Source organism: Kitasatospora sp. NPDC059803 (assembly GCF_042732255.1).
Taxonomy (GTDB): domain Bacteria; phylum Actinomycetota; class Actinomycetes; order Streptomycetales; family Streptomycetaceae; genus Kitasatospora.
Window position 1 is genome coordinate 1 of sequence record NZ_JBHWIJ010000219.1, and the last position, 14,651, is coordinate 14,651.

7 protein-coding genes and 1 rRNA gene are annotated in these 14,651 nt (G+C 72.0%); 2 read left to right on the top strand and 6 right to left on the bottom strand.

All coding sequences use genetic code 11. The features are described from left to right. Positions 1-160: 160 nt before the first annotated feature. From ACFV6I_RS28365 to ACFV6I_RS28380, 4 genes are all read right to left on the bottom strand, one after another. On the bottom strand, positions 161-1,024 hold the full coding sequence (locus ACFV6I_RS28365; protein ID WP_363374410.1) for a RodZ domain-containing protein: 864 nt from the start codon (positions 1,022-1,024) through the stop codon (positions 161-163). A gap of 263 nt (positions 1,025-1,287) precedes the next feature. Then, the gene (locus ACFV6I_RS28370) at positions 1,288-3,975 is read right to left on the bottom strand and encodes a DNA translocase FtsK (protein WP_380428354.1); all 2,688 of its coding nucleotides are present in this window, start codon (positions 3,973-3,975) and stop codon (positions 1,288-1,290) included. 146 nt (positions 3,976-4,121) lie between these two features. Then, positions 4,122-4,760: a response regulator gene (locus tag ACFV6I_RS28375; protein WP_063351395.1), complete on the bottom strand. Its 639-nt coding sequence runs from the start codon at positions 4,758-4,760 to the stop codon at positions 4,122-4,124. Positions 4,761-5,054: 294 nt separating this feature from the next. Further along, positions 5,055-9,563: a hybrid sensor histidine kinase/response regulator gene (locus tag ACFV6I_RS28380; protein WP_063351394.1), complete on the bottom strand. Its 4,509-nt coding sequence runs from the start codon at positions 9,561-9,563 to the stop codon at positions 5,055-5,057. Between the two features lie 571 nt (positions 9,564-10,134). On the opposite strand from ACFV6I_RS28380, the gene ACFV6I_RS28385 reads away from it, so the two are divergent. After that, positions 10,135-12,696, top strand: a complete 2,562-nt coding sequence (locus ACFV6I_RS28385; protein ID WP_063349314.1) for a SpoIIE family protein phosphatase — start codon at positions 10,135-10,137, stop codon at positions 12,694-12,696. Positions 12,697-13,000: 304 nt separating this feature from the next. After that, positions 13,001-13,564: an acetate uptake transporter gene (locus ACFV6I_RS28390; protein ID WP_063349313.1), complete on the top strand. Its 564-nt coding sequence runs from the start codon at positions 13,001-13,003 to the stop codon at positions 13,562-13,564. On the opposite strand, the gene ACFV6I_RS28395 is transcribed toward ACFV6I_RS28390, so the two are convergent. Beyond that, positions 13,557-14,402 carry a phosphatase PAP2 family protein gene (locus tag ACFV6I_RS28395; RefSeq protein WP_079135872.1) on the bottom strand — a complete coding sequence of 282 codons (846 nt, stop codon included), beginning with the start codon at positions 14,400-14,402 and terminating at the stop codon, positions 13,557-13,559. The genes ACFV6I_RS28390 and ACFV6I_RS28395 overlap by 8 nt on opposite strands. 98 nt (positions 14,403-14,500) lie before the next feature. Continuing rightward, positions 14,501-14,617 (bottom strand): 5S ribosomal RNA (rrf, locus tag ACFV6I_RS28400). Between the last annotated feature and the right edge of the window lie 34 nt (positions 14,618-14,651).

A 14,651-nucleotide genomic window follows, 5' to 3' on the forward strand; every position in this document is an offset into this window, starting at 1 on the left:
ACCCCCCCGCCGTAAACCGAGAGGACACGGAGTCTCGTGGGATCGGAGATTTGTATAAGAGAAAGATACGGTGCCGTTCGCCCCGGAGGCCGCGCGCCTCGGATTACCAGATCTTCGCCAGGCCGCAGGGCCGCTCTCCAGGGCCTCCGCAGGCCTGTGGTCAGCCCGCCTGCGGATCGCCGGGGGTGTACGTGACGTGCACCACCTGGCCGTCCTTGCCGAGGAGGCCGAGATCCTTGCCGTTGACGTACGCGTGCACGGCCCCGCCGTTTCCGAGCACCAGCTTGATCTGCTTGGGGTCGGTGAAGGTCTGGTCCTGGCCGTCGCTGATGTTGTTCTGGAACAGCGACTTCCCGCTGCCGTCCACCGCGGACACCCAGCTGGTGCTGCCCTCGGCGACCAGTTTCACGGTGACCTTGTCGGCCGGGACGGCGGCGATCGCGGCCGCACTCGGCACGGGCGCCGGCGGCTGCACGGTGGGCGAGGGCACGGAGGCGACCGAGCCGGTGCCGGAGCCACTGGGCAGCGGCGCGCTGGCGGAGCCGGTGCCGGTGTGGCCGTCCTTGCCGCTGACCAGGTTGAAGCCGATCAGGACGACCACCACGACGATCGCGGAGACCATGGCCGCCGCCCAGTTCGGCCGGCCGCGGCCGGGCACCTTGATCGGGCCGCTGTCGATCAGCTGGGTCGGCCGCTTGGAGGCGGGCGAGCCGCCGTGCGCGGCGTCGTACCGGGCGATCAGGGCCTCGCCGTCGACGCCGACCTCGCGGGCGATCGCGCGGATGTGCCCGCGGGCGTAGAAGTCGCCGCCGCAGCGGCCGAAGTCGTCCTCCTCGATGGCGTGGACGATCGGCACCCGGACCCGGGTCGCCGTACTCACCTGGTCCACCGTGAGCCCGGCCTCGATCCGGGCGGTGGACAGCACCCGGCCGATGCTCGGGGCATCGGCCGCCTGCACCGCGTCGTCGGTCGGCTCGACGGACGACGGGGCGTTCTCGCGGTCGGGGGACTTGCCGATGGTCACGGGGCACGCCTTTCGAGCGGATGGCCACCTGCTGGGGAACAGTCTAGGGGCGCGGGCGGATCGTTTCTCAAGCGGAACAGGCCCGAATGCGCGCGCCCGCCCCGACGGGTGCCCGGCACCCCGCTGAACGGCCGTCAGCGGGCCCGCGCGGGGAACCCGGGGGGTTCGCTTTCCGGCCTGTGACGCGACGTACGGGCGTTCGGTTCCCCTTCACGCGCCTACCCTCCTCCGAACGGGTGAACACTCGTCGCAGGCGCGGGTCGTCAGCCGCGCAGGGCGACCAGCACCCCGTCCAGCTCGTCCGGCTTCACCAGGACGTCGCGGGCCTTGGAGCCCTCGCTCGGCCCGACGATCCCGCGCGACTCCATCAGGTCCATCAGCCGCCCCGCCTTGGCGAAGCCGACCCGGAGCTTGCGCTGGAGCATCGAGGTCGAGCCGAACTGGGTGGAGACCACCAGCTCGGCCGCCTGGATCAGCAGGTCCAGGTCGTCGCCGATCTCCTCGTCGATCTCCTTCTTGGCCCCGCCGCCGACCGTCACGTCGTCCCGGTAGACGGCGGTCAGCTGGTCCTTGCAGTGCTGCACCACCGCGGCGATCTCCGCCTCGGTGACGAACGCGCCCTGGAGGCGGATCGGCTTGCCGGCGCCCATCGGCAGGAACAGCGCGTCGCCCTTGCCGATCAGCTTCTCCGCGCCGGGCTGGTCCAGGATGACCCGGGAGTCGGCCATCGCGGAGGTCGCGAAGGCCAGCCGGGACGGCACGTTGGCCTTGATCAGGCCGGTGACCACGTCCACCGAGGGCCGCTGGGTGGCCAGCACCAGGTGGATGCCGGCCGCGCGGGCCAGCTGGGTGATCCGGACCACCGAGTCCTCGACGTCGCGCGGCGCCACCATCATCAGGTCGGCCAGCTCGTCGACGATCACCAGCAGGTACGGGTACGGGGTCAGCTCGCGCTCGCTGCCGAGCGGCGGGGTGACCGTGCCGGCCTTCACCGCCGCGTTGAAGTCGTCCACGTGCCGGAAGCCGAACGCCGCGAGGTCGTCGTAGCGCAGGTCCATCTCGCGGACCACCCACTGGAGGGCCTCGGCGGCCTTCTTCGGGTTGGTGATGATCGGCGTGATCAGGTGCGGGATGCCCTCGTACGCGGTCAGTTCGACCCGCTTGGGGTCGACCAGCACCATCCGGACCTCGTCCGGGGTGGCCCGGGCCAGGATCGAGGTGATCAGGCAGTTGATGCAGGACGACTTGCCCGCGCCGGTCGCGCCGGCCACCAGGATGTGCGGCATCTTGGCGAGGTTGGCCATCACGGTCTGGCCCTCGACGTCCTTGCCCATGCCGACGACCATCGGGTGGGTGTCCTCGGCGGCCGTGCGCGAGCGCAGCAGGTCGCCGAGGTTGACCATCTCGCGGTCCCGGTTGGGGATCTCGATGCCGACCGCGGACTTGCCCGGGATCGGGCTGATGATCCGCACGTCGGCGCTGGCCACCGCGTACGCGATGTTCTTGGCGAGCGCGGTGATCCGCTCCACCTTGACGGCCGGGCCGAGCTCGACCTCGTAGCGGGTCACCGTCGGGCCCCGGGTGAAGCCGGTGACCCTGGCGTCCACCTTGAACTCGGCGAAGGTGCTGCTGAGCTGGGCCACCACCTCGTCGTTGAGGGCGCTGCGGGCCTTGGCCGGGCCGCCGCGCTCCAGCAGGTCGAGCGGGGGCAGCGCGTAGGTGACGTCGCCGGCCAGCTGGAGCTGCTCCATCCGCACCGGGGCCGGGCCGTGCTCCTCGGGCGCGCCCGGGCCCGCGCTGCGGGCGGCCGGGACGGCGGCCTCCTCCGGCGGGGCGGTGCGGTCCTGCACCTGGTGCATCATGTCCGCCACCGCCGAGGAGGCGGGCACGCCGTAGACCAGTGCCCCGTCCAGGTCGGCGGCGGCGCCGGCGGCGAGGTCGCGGGTGGCGTACGGGTCCAGCGGCTCCTTGTCCAGGGACACCCGGACGGCGTCGGGCTGGTCCTCGTCGTCCGCCGGCTTGCGGCGGCGGCGCCGACGGCGGGCGGCCACCTCGTCGCCCGGGTCCTCGCTGCCCACGGTGAACGGCAGCGCGGCGGGGTCCGCGTCCTCGGGCGGTTCGGTGGACAGGTCGCGCTCCGGCGTACGCCCCTCGCGCAGCTCGTCCTCCGGCCCGGGCTCCACCACGCCGAGCCGCACGCCGGCCGACCGCAGCCGCTCGGGAATGCGGTTGACCGGGGTGGCGGTGACCACCAGCAGGCCGAAGAAGGACAGCAGCAGGAGCAGCGGCACGGCCAGCGCCGGCCCGGCGGCGGCCATCATCGGGGTGGACACGGCCCAGCCGATGATCCCGCCGGCCGCCCTTATCCGCGAGGCGCCGCTGCCCATCATGGGCGCGCCACAGCCGATGTGCACCAGGCCGAGGACGCCGACCAGCAGCGCGCTCAGGCCGATCATGATCCGGCCGTTGGCCTCCGGCAGCTCCGGGTGGCGCCAGAGCCGGACCGCGATCCCGGCCAGCAGGAACGGCACCAGCACGTCGAGCCGCCCGAACAGCCCGGACACCACGGCGGTGGCCGCCTCGCCCAGCCAGCCCTGCGGGCTGAACCAGGTGCCGGCGGCGGTCACCAGCGCGAGTGCGAACAGCAGCAGGCCCAGCCCGTCCTTGCGGTGGGCCGGGTGGAGGTTCTTGGCCCCGTCACCGAAGCCCCGGAAGATCGCGGCGATGCTGTTCGCCACGCCGAGCCAGACGGCCCGGACGGCCCGGAAGAGTATCGGCTTGGGCGGCGGCGGGGACGGCGGGGCCGGTTTGGCCGCCGCCTTCTTCGCCGGGGCCGCCTTCTTGGCCGCCGCCTTCTTCGCGGGCGGCTTGCCCGGGGCCTTCGCCGCGGCCTTCTTGGACGGTCCCGGACTCGGGTTGCGTGCCGCGCTTCCGGGCGTACGAGTGGCCATGGGTCAGCAGCCTACCGGGGTGGGCCACCAGTGCACATGTGCCCGAGCCGGGGCTCAGGGACGTGTCGCAGACACACCGTCACGCTGACCCGGTTTCACCCGGCCGCGCCAGAAATTCACCCGCAGGAGTGAACCCCGCCGACCGGTTACGCGGTTCCCGGCCGGAGCGCGTCCAGGGCCCGGCGCAGCCCCGCCAGCTTGCGCTCCAGGTGCGCCGCGGTGGCCGCCACCCCGGCGTCCTCGACGCCGTCCAGCTGCTTGCCCAGCGCCTCCGCCTGCTCCTCGACCGCCGCCAGCCGCGCGGACAGCTCGCCCAGCAGCGCCCCGCCCAGGGGCGGCTCGCCGCCGCCCGCCTCCAGTTGCAGCCGCAGCAGCGCGGCCTGCTCCTTCAGCTGGCAGTTCTTCACGTACAGGTCGACGAAGACCGAGACCTTGGCGCGCAGCACCCACGGGTCGAAGGGCTTGGAGATGTAGTCCACGGCCCCGGCCGCGTAGCCGCGGAAGGTGTGGTGCGGGCCGTGGTTGATCGCGGTCAGGAAGATGATCGGGATGTCCCGGGTGCGCTCGCGGCGCTTGATGTGGGCGGCCGTCTCGAAGCCGTCCATCCCGGGCATCTGGACGTCCAGCAGGATCACCGCGAAGTCGTCGGTGAGCAGCGCCTTGAGCGCCTCCTCGCCGGAGACGGCACGCACCAGCGTCTGGTCCAGCGCGGAGAGGATCGCCTCCAGCGCCAGCAGGTTCTCCGGTCGGTCGTCGACCAGGAGGATCTTCGCCTTCTGCATCAGGGCTCGCCCTCCTGTCGCCTGCCTGCCGCCCGGTGATGGCACTCGCGTCCTGCCCACCGCTACCCCGGTCATGCTAGCCGCACCCCCTCGCCCGGCACATCGCTCCGTCGTGACCCGATCCGGAGCGGCGCGCGGCCAGTGCTCCGGCGCACGCTCAGCAGCGTGTCGCCGTCCGGTCACTGTTCGCAACGATCGGTGACCCTACCGGGTTCCCGGGCCCGACCGCCAGCAAACCGGCCCACCGGACGGCGCGAACCCCGGAGCCCGCCCCGGAGTTCGCGCCCTCCCCCGGCGCTACGCGCGGTCCGCCCGCAGCCACTCGCGCATCACCGCCAGCAGGTGGTCGGTCTCCACCGGCTTGGTGATGTGGTCGGTGGCGCCCGCCTCCAGCGACTTCTCCCGGTCGCCCTTCATCGCCTTCGCGGTCAGCGCGATGATCGGCAGGCCCGCGAACTGGGGCATCCGGCGGATCGCCTCGGTGGTCGCGTAGCCGTCCATCTCCGGCATCATGATGTCCATCAGGACCAGCGCCACGTTCTCGTGCTGCTCCAGCATCTCGATGCCCTCGCGCCCGTTCTCGGCGTACAGGACGGTCAGGCCGTGCTGCTCCAGCACGCTGGTGAGGGCGAACACGTTGCGGACGTCGTCGTCCACGATCAGCACCTGCTGGCCGTCGAAGCGCACGTCGCTGCGGCTGGGGCGGGGCGGGGCGGGCTCCACCGGGCGGGCCCCGGCGGCGGCGTCCAGGGCGGCGCTGCGCCGGCGCTCCACCGCGCCGCGGCGGCGCTCCTCGGCCAGCTCGCGGACCTCCTGGGCCCAGTGGTCGGCCGGGTTCTCACCGACCGGCACGGGCACCCCGATCGGGGTCACGCCGACGGAGGCGCGCAGCGTCGGGACGCTCGACACGACCGGGCGCTCGACCTGGGTCGCGCCCGGGGCCTCGGTGCGCAGCGGCAGGTAGAGCGTGAACGTGGAGCCCTTGCCCAGCTCGCTCTCGGCGTGGATCTCGCCGCCCAGCAGCCGCGCGATCTCGCGGCTGATCGACAGGCCGAGCCCGGTGCCGCCGTACTTGCGGCTGGTGGTGCCGTCGGCCTGCTTGAACGCCTCGAAGATCTCCCGCAGCTTGTTGCCGGGGATGCCGATGCCGGTGTCGGAGACCGCGAAGGCGATCAGCTCGTCGTCCGGGTCCTTGATCGAGCCGGACTCCAGCAGCCGCTCGCGCACGTGCTGCGGGACCTCCGCGCCGGCCGGGGAGATCGAGAAGTCGACCGCGCCGGCGTCGGTGAACTTGACGGCGTTGGAGATCAGGTTGCGCAGCACCTGCTGGAGCCGCTGCTCGTCGGTGTGCAGGGTGACCGGCAGGGCGGGCGAGACCCGGACGGCGAAGTCCAGGTTCTTGTCCAGCGCGACCGGCTGGAAGGTGGCCTCGACGTAGTCGACCAGCTGGACCAGGGCGATCCGGGCCGGGCGGACGTCCATCTTGCCGGCCTCGACCTTGGAGAGGTCGAGGATGTCGTTGATCAGCTGGAGCAGGTCGGAGCCGGCGCCGTGGATGGTGTCGGCGAACTCGACCTGCTTGGGCGAGAGGTTGCCCTCGTTGTTGTCGGAGAGCAGCTTGGCCAGGATCAGCAGCGAGTTGAGCGGGGTGCGCAGCTCGTGCGACATGTTGGCGAGGAACTCGCTCTTGTACCGGGAGGCCAGGGCGAGCTGCTCGGCGCGCTCCTCCAGGACCTGCCGGGCCTCCTCGATCTCGCTGTTCTTGATCTCGATGTCGCGGTTCTGCTGGGCGAGTTGCTCGGCCTTCTCCTGCAACTCCTCGTTGGTGCGCTCCAGTTCCTCCTGGCGCGCCTCCAACTCGGCGGATCGCATCGAGAGTTCGGCGGTGAGCCGCTGGGACTCCAGCAGCAGGCCCTCGGTCTTGGTGTTGACGCTGATGGTGTTGACGGTGACGCCGATCAGGTCGGCGATCTGGTTGAGGAAGTCCAGCGCGACGGTGGTGAAGGAGCTGAAGGTGGCCAGCTCGATCACGCCCAGCAGCCGGCCCTCGAACAGCACCGGCAGCACCACGATGTGGGCCGGCGAGGCCTCGCCGAGGCCGGAGGCGATCTTGAGGTATCCGGGCGGCGCCTCCTTGAGGATGATCGCCCGCTTCTCCACCGCGGCCTGCCCGATCAGCGACTCGCCGGGCCGGAAGGTGGTCGGCATCGCGCGCCGCTGGTAGCCGTAACTACCGATCAGCCGCAGGACGGTGTCGTTCTCGTCGTCGTCCTCGGTGATCAGCTCGGCGGTGCGGCCGGCCGGCTGGGCGAGGAAGAAGGCGCCGTGCTGGGCGGAGACCACCGGGGTCAGCTCGGTCATGATCAGCGAGGCGACGGCCTCCAGGTCCCGGCGGCCCTGGAGCAGGCCGGAGATCCGGGCCAGGTTGGTCTTGAGCCAGTCCTGCTCCTGGTTGGTGCGGGTGGTCTCGCGCAGGTTGGCGATCATCTGGTTGATGTTGTCCTTGAGCTCGTCGAGCTCCCCCGCGGCGTCCACGTCGATCCGCAGGCTCAGGTCGCCCCTGGTCACGGCGGTGGCGACCTGGGCGATCGCGCGCACCTGCCGGGTCAGGTTGTTGGCCAGTTCGTTCACCGATTCGGTGAGGTCCTGCCAGGTGCCGTCCACGCCGGGTACCCGGGCCTGGCCGCCGAGCCGCCCGTCGGTGCCCACCTCGCGGGCGACCCGGGTCACCTCGTCGGCGAACGCCGACAGCTGGTCGACCATGGTGTTGATGCTGGTCTTGAGCTGGAGGATCTCGCCGCGCGCGTCGACGTCGATCTTCTGCGAGAGGTCGCCGCGGGCCACCGCCGTGATCACCAGCGCGATGTTGCGGACCTGGCCGGTGAGGTTGTTGGCCATCAGGTTGACGTTGTCGGTCAGGTCCTTCCAGATGCCGGCCACGCCCGGCACGCTCGCCTGACCGCCCAGGGTGCCGTCGGTGCCGACCTCGCGGGCCACCCTGGTCACCTCCACCGCGAAGGAGGAGAGCTGGTCGACCATGGTGTTCAAGGTCCCGGCGAGGGCGGCGACCTCGCCCTGCGCCTCGATGGTGATCTTCTTGGACAGGTCGCCGCGGGCCACCGCGGTGGCGACCTCGGCGATGTTGCGGACCTGCCCGGTCAGGTTGGACGCCATGAAGTTGACGTTGTCGGTCAGGTCCTTCCAGATCCCCGACACCCCGCGCACCCGCGCCTGGCCGCCCAGGATCCCCTCGGTGCCCACCTCGCGGGCGACCCGGGTCACCTCGTCGGCGAACGCCGACAGCTGGTCGACCATGGTGTTGACGGTCGTCACCAGCTCCAGGATCTCGCCCCGGGCGTCGACGGTGATCTTCTTCGACACGTCGCCGCGCGCCACCGCCGTGGTCACCTCGGCGATGTTGCGGACCTGGCTGGTCAGGTTGTTGGCCATCAGGTTGACGCTGTTGGTCAGGTCCTTCCACGTCCCGGACACCCCGGGCACGCTCGCCTGACCGCCGAGGATGCCCTCGGTGCCGACGTCCCGGGCCACCCTGGTGACCTCGTCGGCGAAGGCGCCCAGCTGGTCCACCATCGTGTTGATGGTGTTCTTCAGCTCCAGGATCTCCCCGCGCGCGTCCACCTGGATCTTCTGAGACAGGTCGCCCTTGGCGACCGCGGTCGTCACCTGCGCGATGTTGCGCACCTGATCGGTGAGGTTGTTCGCCATGAAGTTGACGTTGTCGGTCAGATCGCGCCACACCCCGGCCGCCCCGGGCACCTGCGCCTGACCGCCGAGCCGCCCCTCGGTGCCCACCTGGCGGGCCACCCTGGTCACCTGTTCGGCGAAGCCGGAGAGCTGGTCGACCATCGTGTTGATGGTGTTCTTCAGCTCCAGCATCTCGCCGCGCGCGTCCACCTCGATCTTCTGCGAGAGGTCCCCGCGCGCCACCGCCGTGGTCACCTGGGCGATGTTGCGCACCTGGCCGGTCAGGTTGTCGGCCATGAAGTTCACCGAGTCGGTCAGGTCCCGCCAGACCCCGGCCACGCCCGGCACCTGCGCCTGGCCGCCGAGCCGGCCCTCGGTGCCCACGTCCCTGGCCACCCCGGTGACCTGGGCGGCGAACCCGTTCAGCTGGTCCACCATCGTGTTGACGGTGTTCTTCAGCTCCAGCATCTCGCCGGCCACCTCGACGGTGACCTTGCGGGACAGGTCGCCCTTGGCCACCGCGGTGGTCACCTGGGCGATGTTGCGCACCTGCGCGGTCAGCCGGCCGGCCATGGTGTTGACCGAATCCGCCAGGTCCTTCCAACTGCCGGACACACTGCGGACCTTGGCCTGGCCGCCCAGCTTGCCCTCGGTGCCCACCTCGCGGGCCACCCGGGTCACCTCGTCGGTGAACTCCGAGAGCTGGTCCACCAGCCCGTTGACGGTCCGGCCGATCTTCAGGTACTCGCCGCGCAGCGGGTGGCTCACCCCGTTGCTGTGCAGCGAGCGCAGCTCCATCTTCTGGTCCAGGTCGCCCTCGGCGATCGAGGAGAGCACCCGGCCCACCTCGGCCATCGGACGGGCCAGATCGTCGATCAGCGCGTTGCAGTTGTCGACGGCCGCCATCCAGGCGCCCTCGCCCGCGCCGGTCTCCAGCCGCTCGTTCAGCCGGCCCTCGCGGCCCACCGCCCGCCGCACCCGGGCCAGTTCGCCGGTCAGGTGCTGATTGCGCTCGGCGACCTCGTTGAACACCGCGGCGATCTCCGCCAGCGGACCGTCCCCCGGAACCGTCAGCCGGCGGCGGAAGTTGCCGTCCCGCATCGCGGTCAGCGCGGCCAACAGCTTCCGCAGTTCGGCCGGCTCCGCCCCCCGGTTGTGGCTCACTCGCCGGCCGGCCGCGTTCCGCGGCGCGGTCCCGGACCGCCCACCGCGCGGAACGGGCGGCGTCGTACCGGTTGCGTCCTTGGTGGCCGAACTCAACGGGCCCCTCCCACATCGTGAACTTTCCCGGTGACCGTCCGTGCCGGTACGGCACGCACCGGGGCACCGGCCCGGTCGGGCTGCGTACCGGCGCCCCACACGGCACACCGGCACCCGCATCGACCGTACTGCTCCGACCGGCCGTCGCGGACCCCCCAGTCTGGCAGCACCGGCGCCGGGTATACGGCCGGTTGCGCCCGGTTGGTAGCCGACCGTCCGAAACAGGTGGGCAGAATCACTCTCAGGTGCCTGTTTCAACGCCCCGTCCCCACGGGGAACCAAGCGGAAAGTAGGGTGGAGCGCTGCACCGGGCCATGACCCGACCCAGCGCCGCCACCCCGGCGGCACGCACCGGGAGTCGGCGCCACGCCCCGGACAGTCAAGGCCAGAGCAGCAGAGGAGAAGTGGCAACGTGGTCACCGCGCGCGCAGCCGCCACCTTCGACCCCGACGGCCGGTCCGCAGCCGCCGCCCGGGGCTTCGTACGGGACGCGCTGCTCGGCTGGGGTCTGCCCGAGGTCGTCGACGACGCCGTCGTCCTGGTCAGCGAACTGGTCACCAACGCCGTCGTCCACGCCGGCACCGCCGCCGAGGTGTGCTGCCTGCGGGAGGAGGGCACCGTCCGGATCGAAGTCACCGACCACCACCCCGAACGCGGCCTGCCCTCCCTCGGCGACGGCCCCGTCACCGCCTCCGACCGCTACGCAGACCCCGACGGCGAGGGCGGCCGCGGCCTGCTGATGTGCTCCGCCCTCGCCGAGCGCTGGGGCGTCGAGTACGCGGCCGGGCGCAAGACCGTCTGGTTCCGGCTCGCCCTGCCCGCCCCCGTGGCCGGCACCCGCTACGCCGTCCCCGCGACCCCCGGCAGCGACCTGCCCAGCGGCCCCGGCCCGGTGCACGTCGCCGTCGTCCAGCTCGACGAGGACGGCCGCGTCCTCGCCTGGAACCCGGACGCCGAGGCGCTGTTCCAGTACCCCGCCACGACCGTCCTCGGCCGCCCCTGGGCCGACCTCGCCGTCTGGCCGCAGTCCGCCGGCCGCGGCCTCGGCCTCGCCGACACCCTGCGGCTGGCCCGCTGGGAGGGCGGCTACGGCGTCCGCCGCGCGGACGGCCACGAGGTCGAGGTGTACGGCGTCCAGGTCCGCGTGCGCGACACCGAGGGCGTCCCCTCCACCCTCTGCCTGCTCGTCCTCGAACCCGACCGCGCGGTGCTCCGCTCCCCCGCCCGCGCCCTGCCCGGCGAGCGTTCCGACCCGACCGGCCCCCGGCTCGACCTGCTGGCCGGCCCGGTCGCCACCGACGACCTCGACACCCTGCTCCAGCGCACCGTCGAACGCGCCCGCGACCTGCTCGACGCCGACGCCGCGTACCTGCTGCTGACCACCGACGACGAGACCGAGTTCGAGGTCCGCGCCGCCACCGGCTTCACCTCCGGGCACCGCCGGCACACCCGCTTCCCGGTCGACACCGGCAGCCGCTACGACTCCGCCCGGCTGCCCTCCGTCCACGAAGACCTCACCTCCCGCCCGACCGGCCTGCCCCTGCTCACCGGCAGCGGCATGCGCTCCCTGGTCACCGTCCCGCTCAAGGTCGAGGGCCGGCTGATCGGCTCGCTCGGCATCGCCACCGCCGCGCCCGGCCGCTACGACAACGAGGACGCCCTGCGGCTGCAGTTCGCCGCCGACCGGGTCGCCCTCGCCGTCGAGAGCACCCGGCTGACCGAGCTCGAACGACTCCGCCGGGGCTCGCTGTCCTTCCTCGTCGAGGCCTCCGACCTGCTCGCCGGCACCCTCGAACACGAGCAGACCCTCGCCCTGATGGCCCAGATGGCCGTCCCCACCCTCGCCTCCTGGTGCGCCGTCTACACCAAGGGCGACCACGGCGCCGCGGCCGGCCTCGCCTTCGTCCTGCACGAGGACGAGGACCGGATCGACCCGCTGCGCGACCTGCTCGACAAGACCCCGGCCCCCGACGCCGGCCCGACCCACGGCGTCCGCTTCTGGTCGGCGCCCGCCGAGACCGCCGCCGCCGGCGGCCTCACCGACAGCCCCGAACTCGCCGGACTGCTCGGCGAGACCGTCGTCCTGCCGCTGACCGCCCGCAACCGGGTCATCGGCCTGCTCGCGCTCGGCGTCCCGGCCGGCGTCCGGTTCCGCCAGGAGATCCTCGAACTCGCCGAGGACCTCTCCCGCCGGGCCGCCCTCGCGCTCGACAACTCCCGCCTCTACTCCGAGCGCACCGCCACCAGCCAGGCCCTGCAACGCAGCCTGCTGCCGCCGGACCTGCCCGAGATCCCGGGCGTCGAGGTCGACGTCTACTACCAGGCCGCCGGCGAGGGCAACGAGGTCGGCGGCGACTTCTACGACCTGTTCACCATCCGCGAGGGCACCTACGGCTTCGCCATCGGCGACGTCTGCGGCACCGGCCCCGAGGCCGCCTCGGTCACCGGCCTCGCCCGGCACTCGCTGCGCCTGCTCGCCCGCGAGGGCCTGGACGCACCGCAGGTGCTCCGCCGCCTCAACGCGGCCATCCTGGACGAGGGTTCGCGCAGCCGCTTCCTCACCCTGCTCTACGGCGAACTGACGCCCCGCCCGGACGGCAGCATCGAACTGTCCCTGGTCTGCGCCGGCCACCCGCTGCCGCTCCGGCTGAGCACCGACGGCCAGGTCGACCGGGCCGCCACCCCGCAGCCGCTGCTCGGCGTCATGGAGGACCTCGACCTCACCGCCGAGCGCCTGGTGCTCTCCCCCGGTGAGGTCCTGCTGTGCGTCACCGACGGCGTCACCGAACGCCGCGAGGGCAGCCGGATGCTGGGCGACGACGGCCTCGCCGAGGTGCTCACGGGCTGTACCGGCCTGACCGCCGGGGCGGTCGCGATGCGGGTGCAGCGCGCCGTCGAGCGCTTCGCCCCGGAACCGCCGTCCGACGACATGGCCATCCTGACCCTGCGGGTGCCGACCCAGCGCGCCTCGTGAGCCGACACCGCCTCTCGGTCAGCCCCTGGCTCCCCGGTCGGCCCTGAGCGTTCCACAGCTGACATCGTCACAAATTGTTATATTCACAAGGGTACAAGCGGGTACGTCCGGGTACACCGATCTCACCGGGGAATCCCCCGGCGGGGACAGGACCGGCGGCTCTCCCGCCGACCCATCACTTCTGACCGCAGCCCGCGCACGCTCCAGCCGTGCGCCCTCGGCGCGGTCGCGCGCATCCACCTCATCGGACCACACCACTGCGTTGACTGCGCCCTGCGCGCGCCCAAAGTGAAAGGAGCCTCCGGTGAGCAACGAAGCTACCGGGGCAACGAACGCCCGCTCCACCGGAGCCGACGCGGGTAACCTCGGCTACCTCGCACTCGGCCTCACACTGCTCGCCTACGGCCTGCTCTCCACCGGCGTCTTCAGCGGCACCGGGGTCGGGGACGCGGCACACCTCGCCCATCTGGTCGGCGGAGTCACCCTCTTCATCGCGGGCCTGTGGCAGCTCCGCGGCGGCGAGGGCTTCACCGGAACGGCCTTCACCAGCCTCGGCGCCTTCTGGGCGACCTGGTCGACGGCCGGCGGGGCGGGCAAGAACGCCGCCGGCCTGTTCCTCCTGCTCTGGGCCCTGCTCGCCCTCACCCTGACCGCCGCCAGCTGGGGCGCGGGCCTGTTCAGCCGCGCCGTCTACGGCCTGCTCACGCTGTCCCTGCTGCTGAACGCCATCGCCGTCTTCGGCGGCTACAGCGGCCTCGCCAAGTTCGCCGGCTGGGTCGCGGCCGTCTCCGGGCTCACCGCCTGGTACTGGGCCACCTCCGCGCTCAGCAACGGCTCCTGGGGCAGGATCGCCCTGCCGGTCAAATGACCCGCTGCGGCTGATCCGCCGCGGCGTACCGGGGTCGGACCTCCGTGTCGACGGAGGCCCGACCCCGGCGACGTGCCACCAGGGCCTGGGCGGCGTACGCGAGCAGCAGGATCACGACGGCGACGATGCCGTCCGCCCAGAAGTGGTTCGCGGTCACCACGACCACCGCGACGGTCAGCACCGGGTGCAGCACCATCACCCACCGCAGCGGACTCCGCGAGACCCGCACCACCGCGACCGCCGCCAGCACGCACCACGCGACGTGCACCGACGGCATCGCCGACAGCTGGTCGGCCACCACCACACCGCCCATCGCGCCCCCGTACACCGACTGCCCGTACTCGGCGGCCACGTCGACGAACCCGTGCTGCGGCAGCATCCGGGGCGGCGCCACCGGGATGAACTGCACCAGCAGACAGACCGCCGTGGTGATCACCACCGTGTTCCGCACCCACGCGTACCGCTCCCGGTGCCGCACGAACACCCAGAGCAGCACCGCCAGCATCACCGCGAAGTGCATCGCCGCGTAGTAGTAGTTCGCGAGCCTCACCAGCACCGGGTACGGCGTGACGGCCGCCTGCCAGGACGCCTCGTCCGGTAGACCGATCGCCGACTCGGTGCGGTGGATCCAATCCGCCCGGTCCAGCGCGTGGTCTCCACTCATCACCGAGAGGTGGCCCACCAGCTGCCAGAGCGCGAACAGCGCCAGCAGCGTGCCGGCCTCCCGCAGCAGCGCCGACAAGGACGGCTTCCGGACCCTGGCGGCGGCGTACGCCCCGCCGTAGAGAGCGACCGCGGCGCCCCCGGCGGACTGCCAGGTAAGGGTCAGGTTCTGCAACGGATCGCGCCTCTCCGACAAACTCTGGTTCGTGTGTCGGCAGAGGTTAACGCAAAAAGACCCCCTCCCAGAAGGGAGGGGGTCTTTTCGGAATAATTGTTCGGCGGCGTCCTACTCTCCCACAGGGTCCCCCCTGCAGTACCATCGGCGCTGAAAGGCTTAGCTTCCGGGTTCGGAATGTAACCGGGCGTTTCCCTCACGCTATGACCACCGAAACACTATGAAACAGTCAACCGCACCAACCCCGTA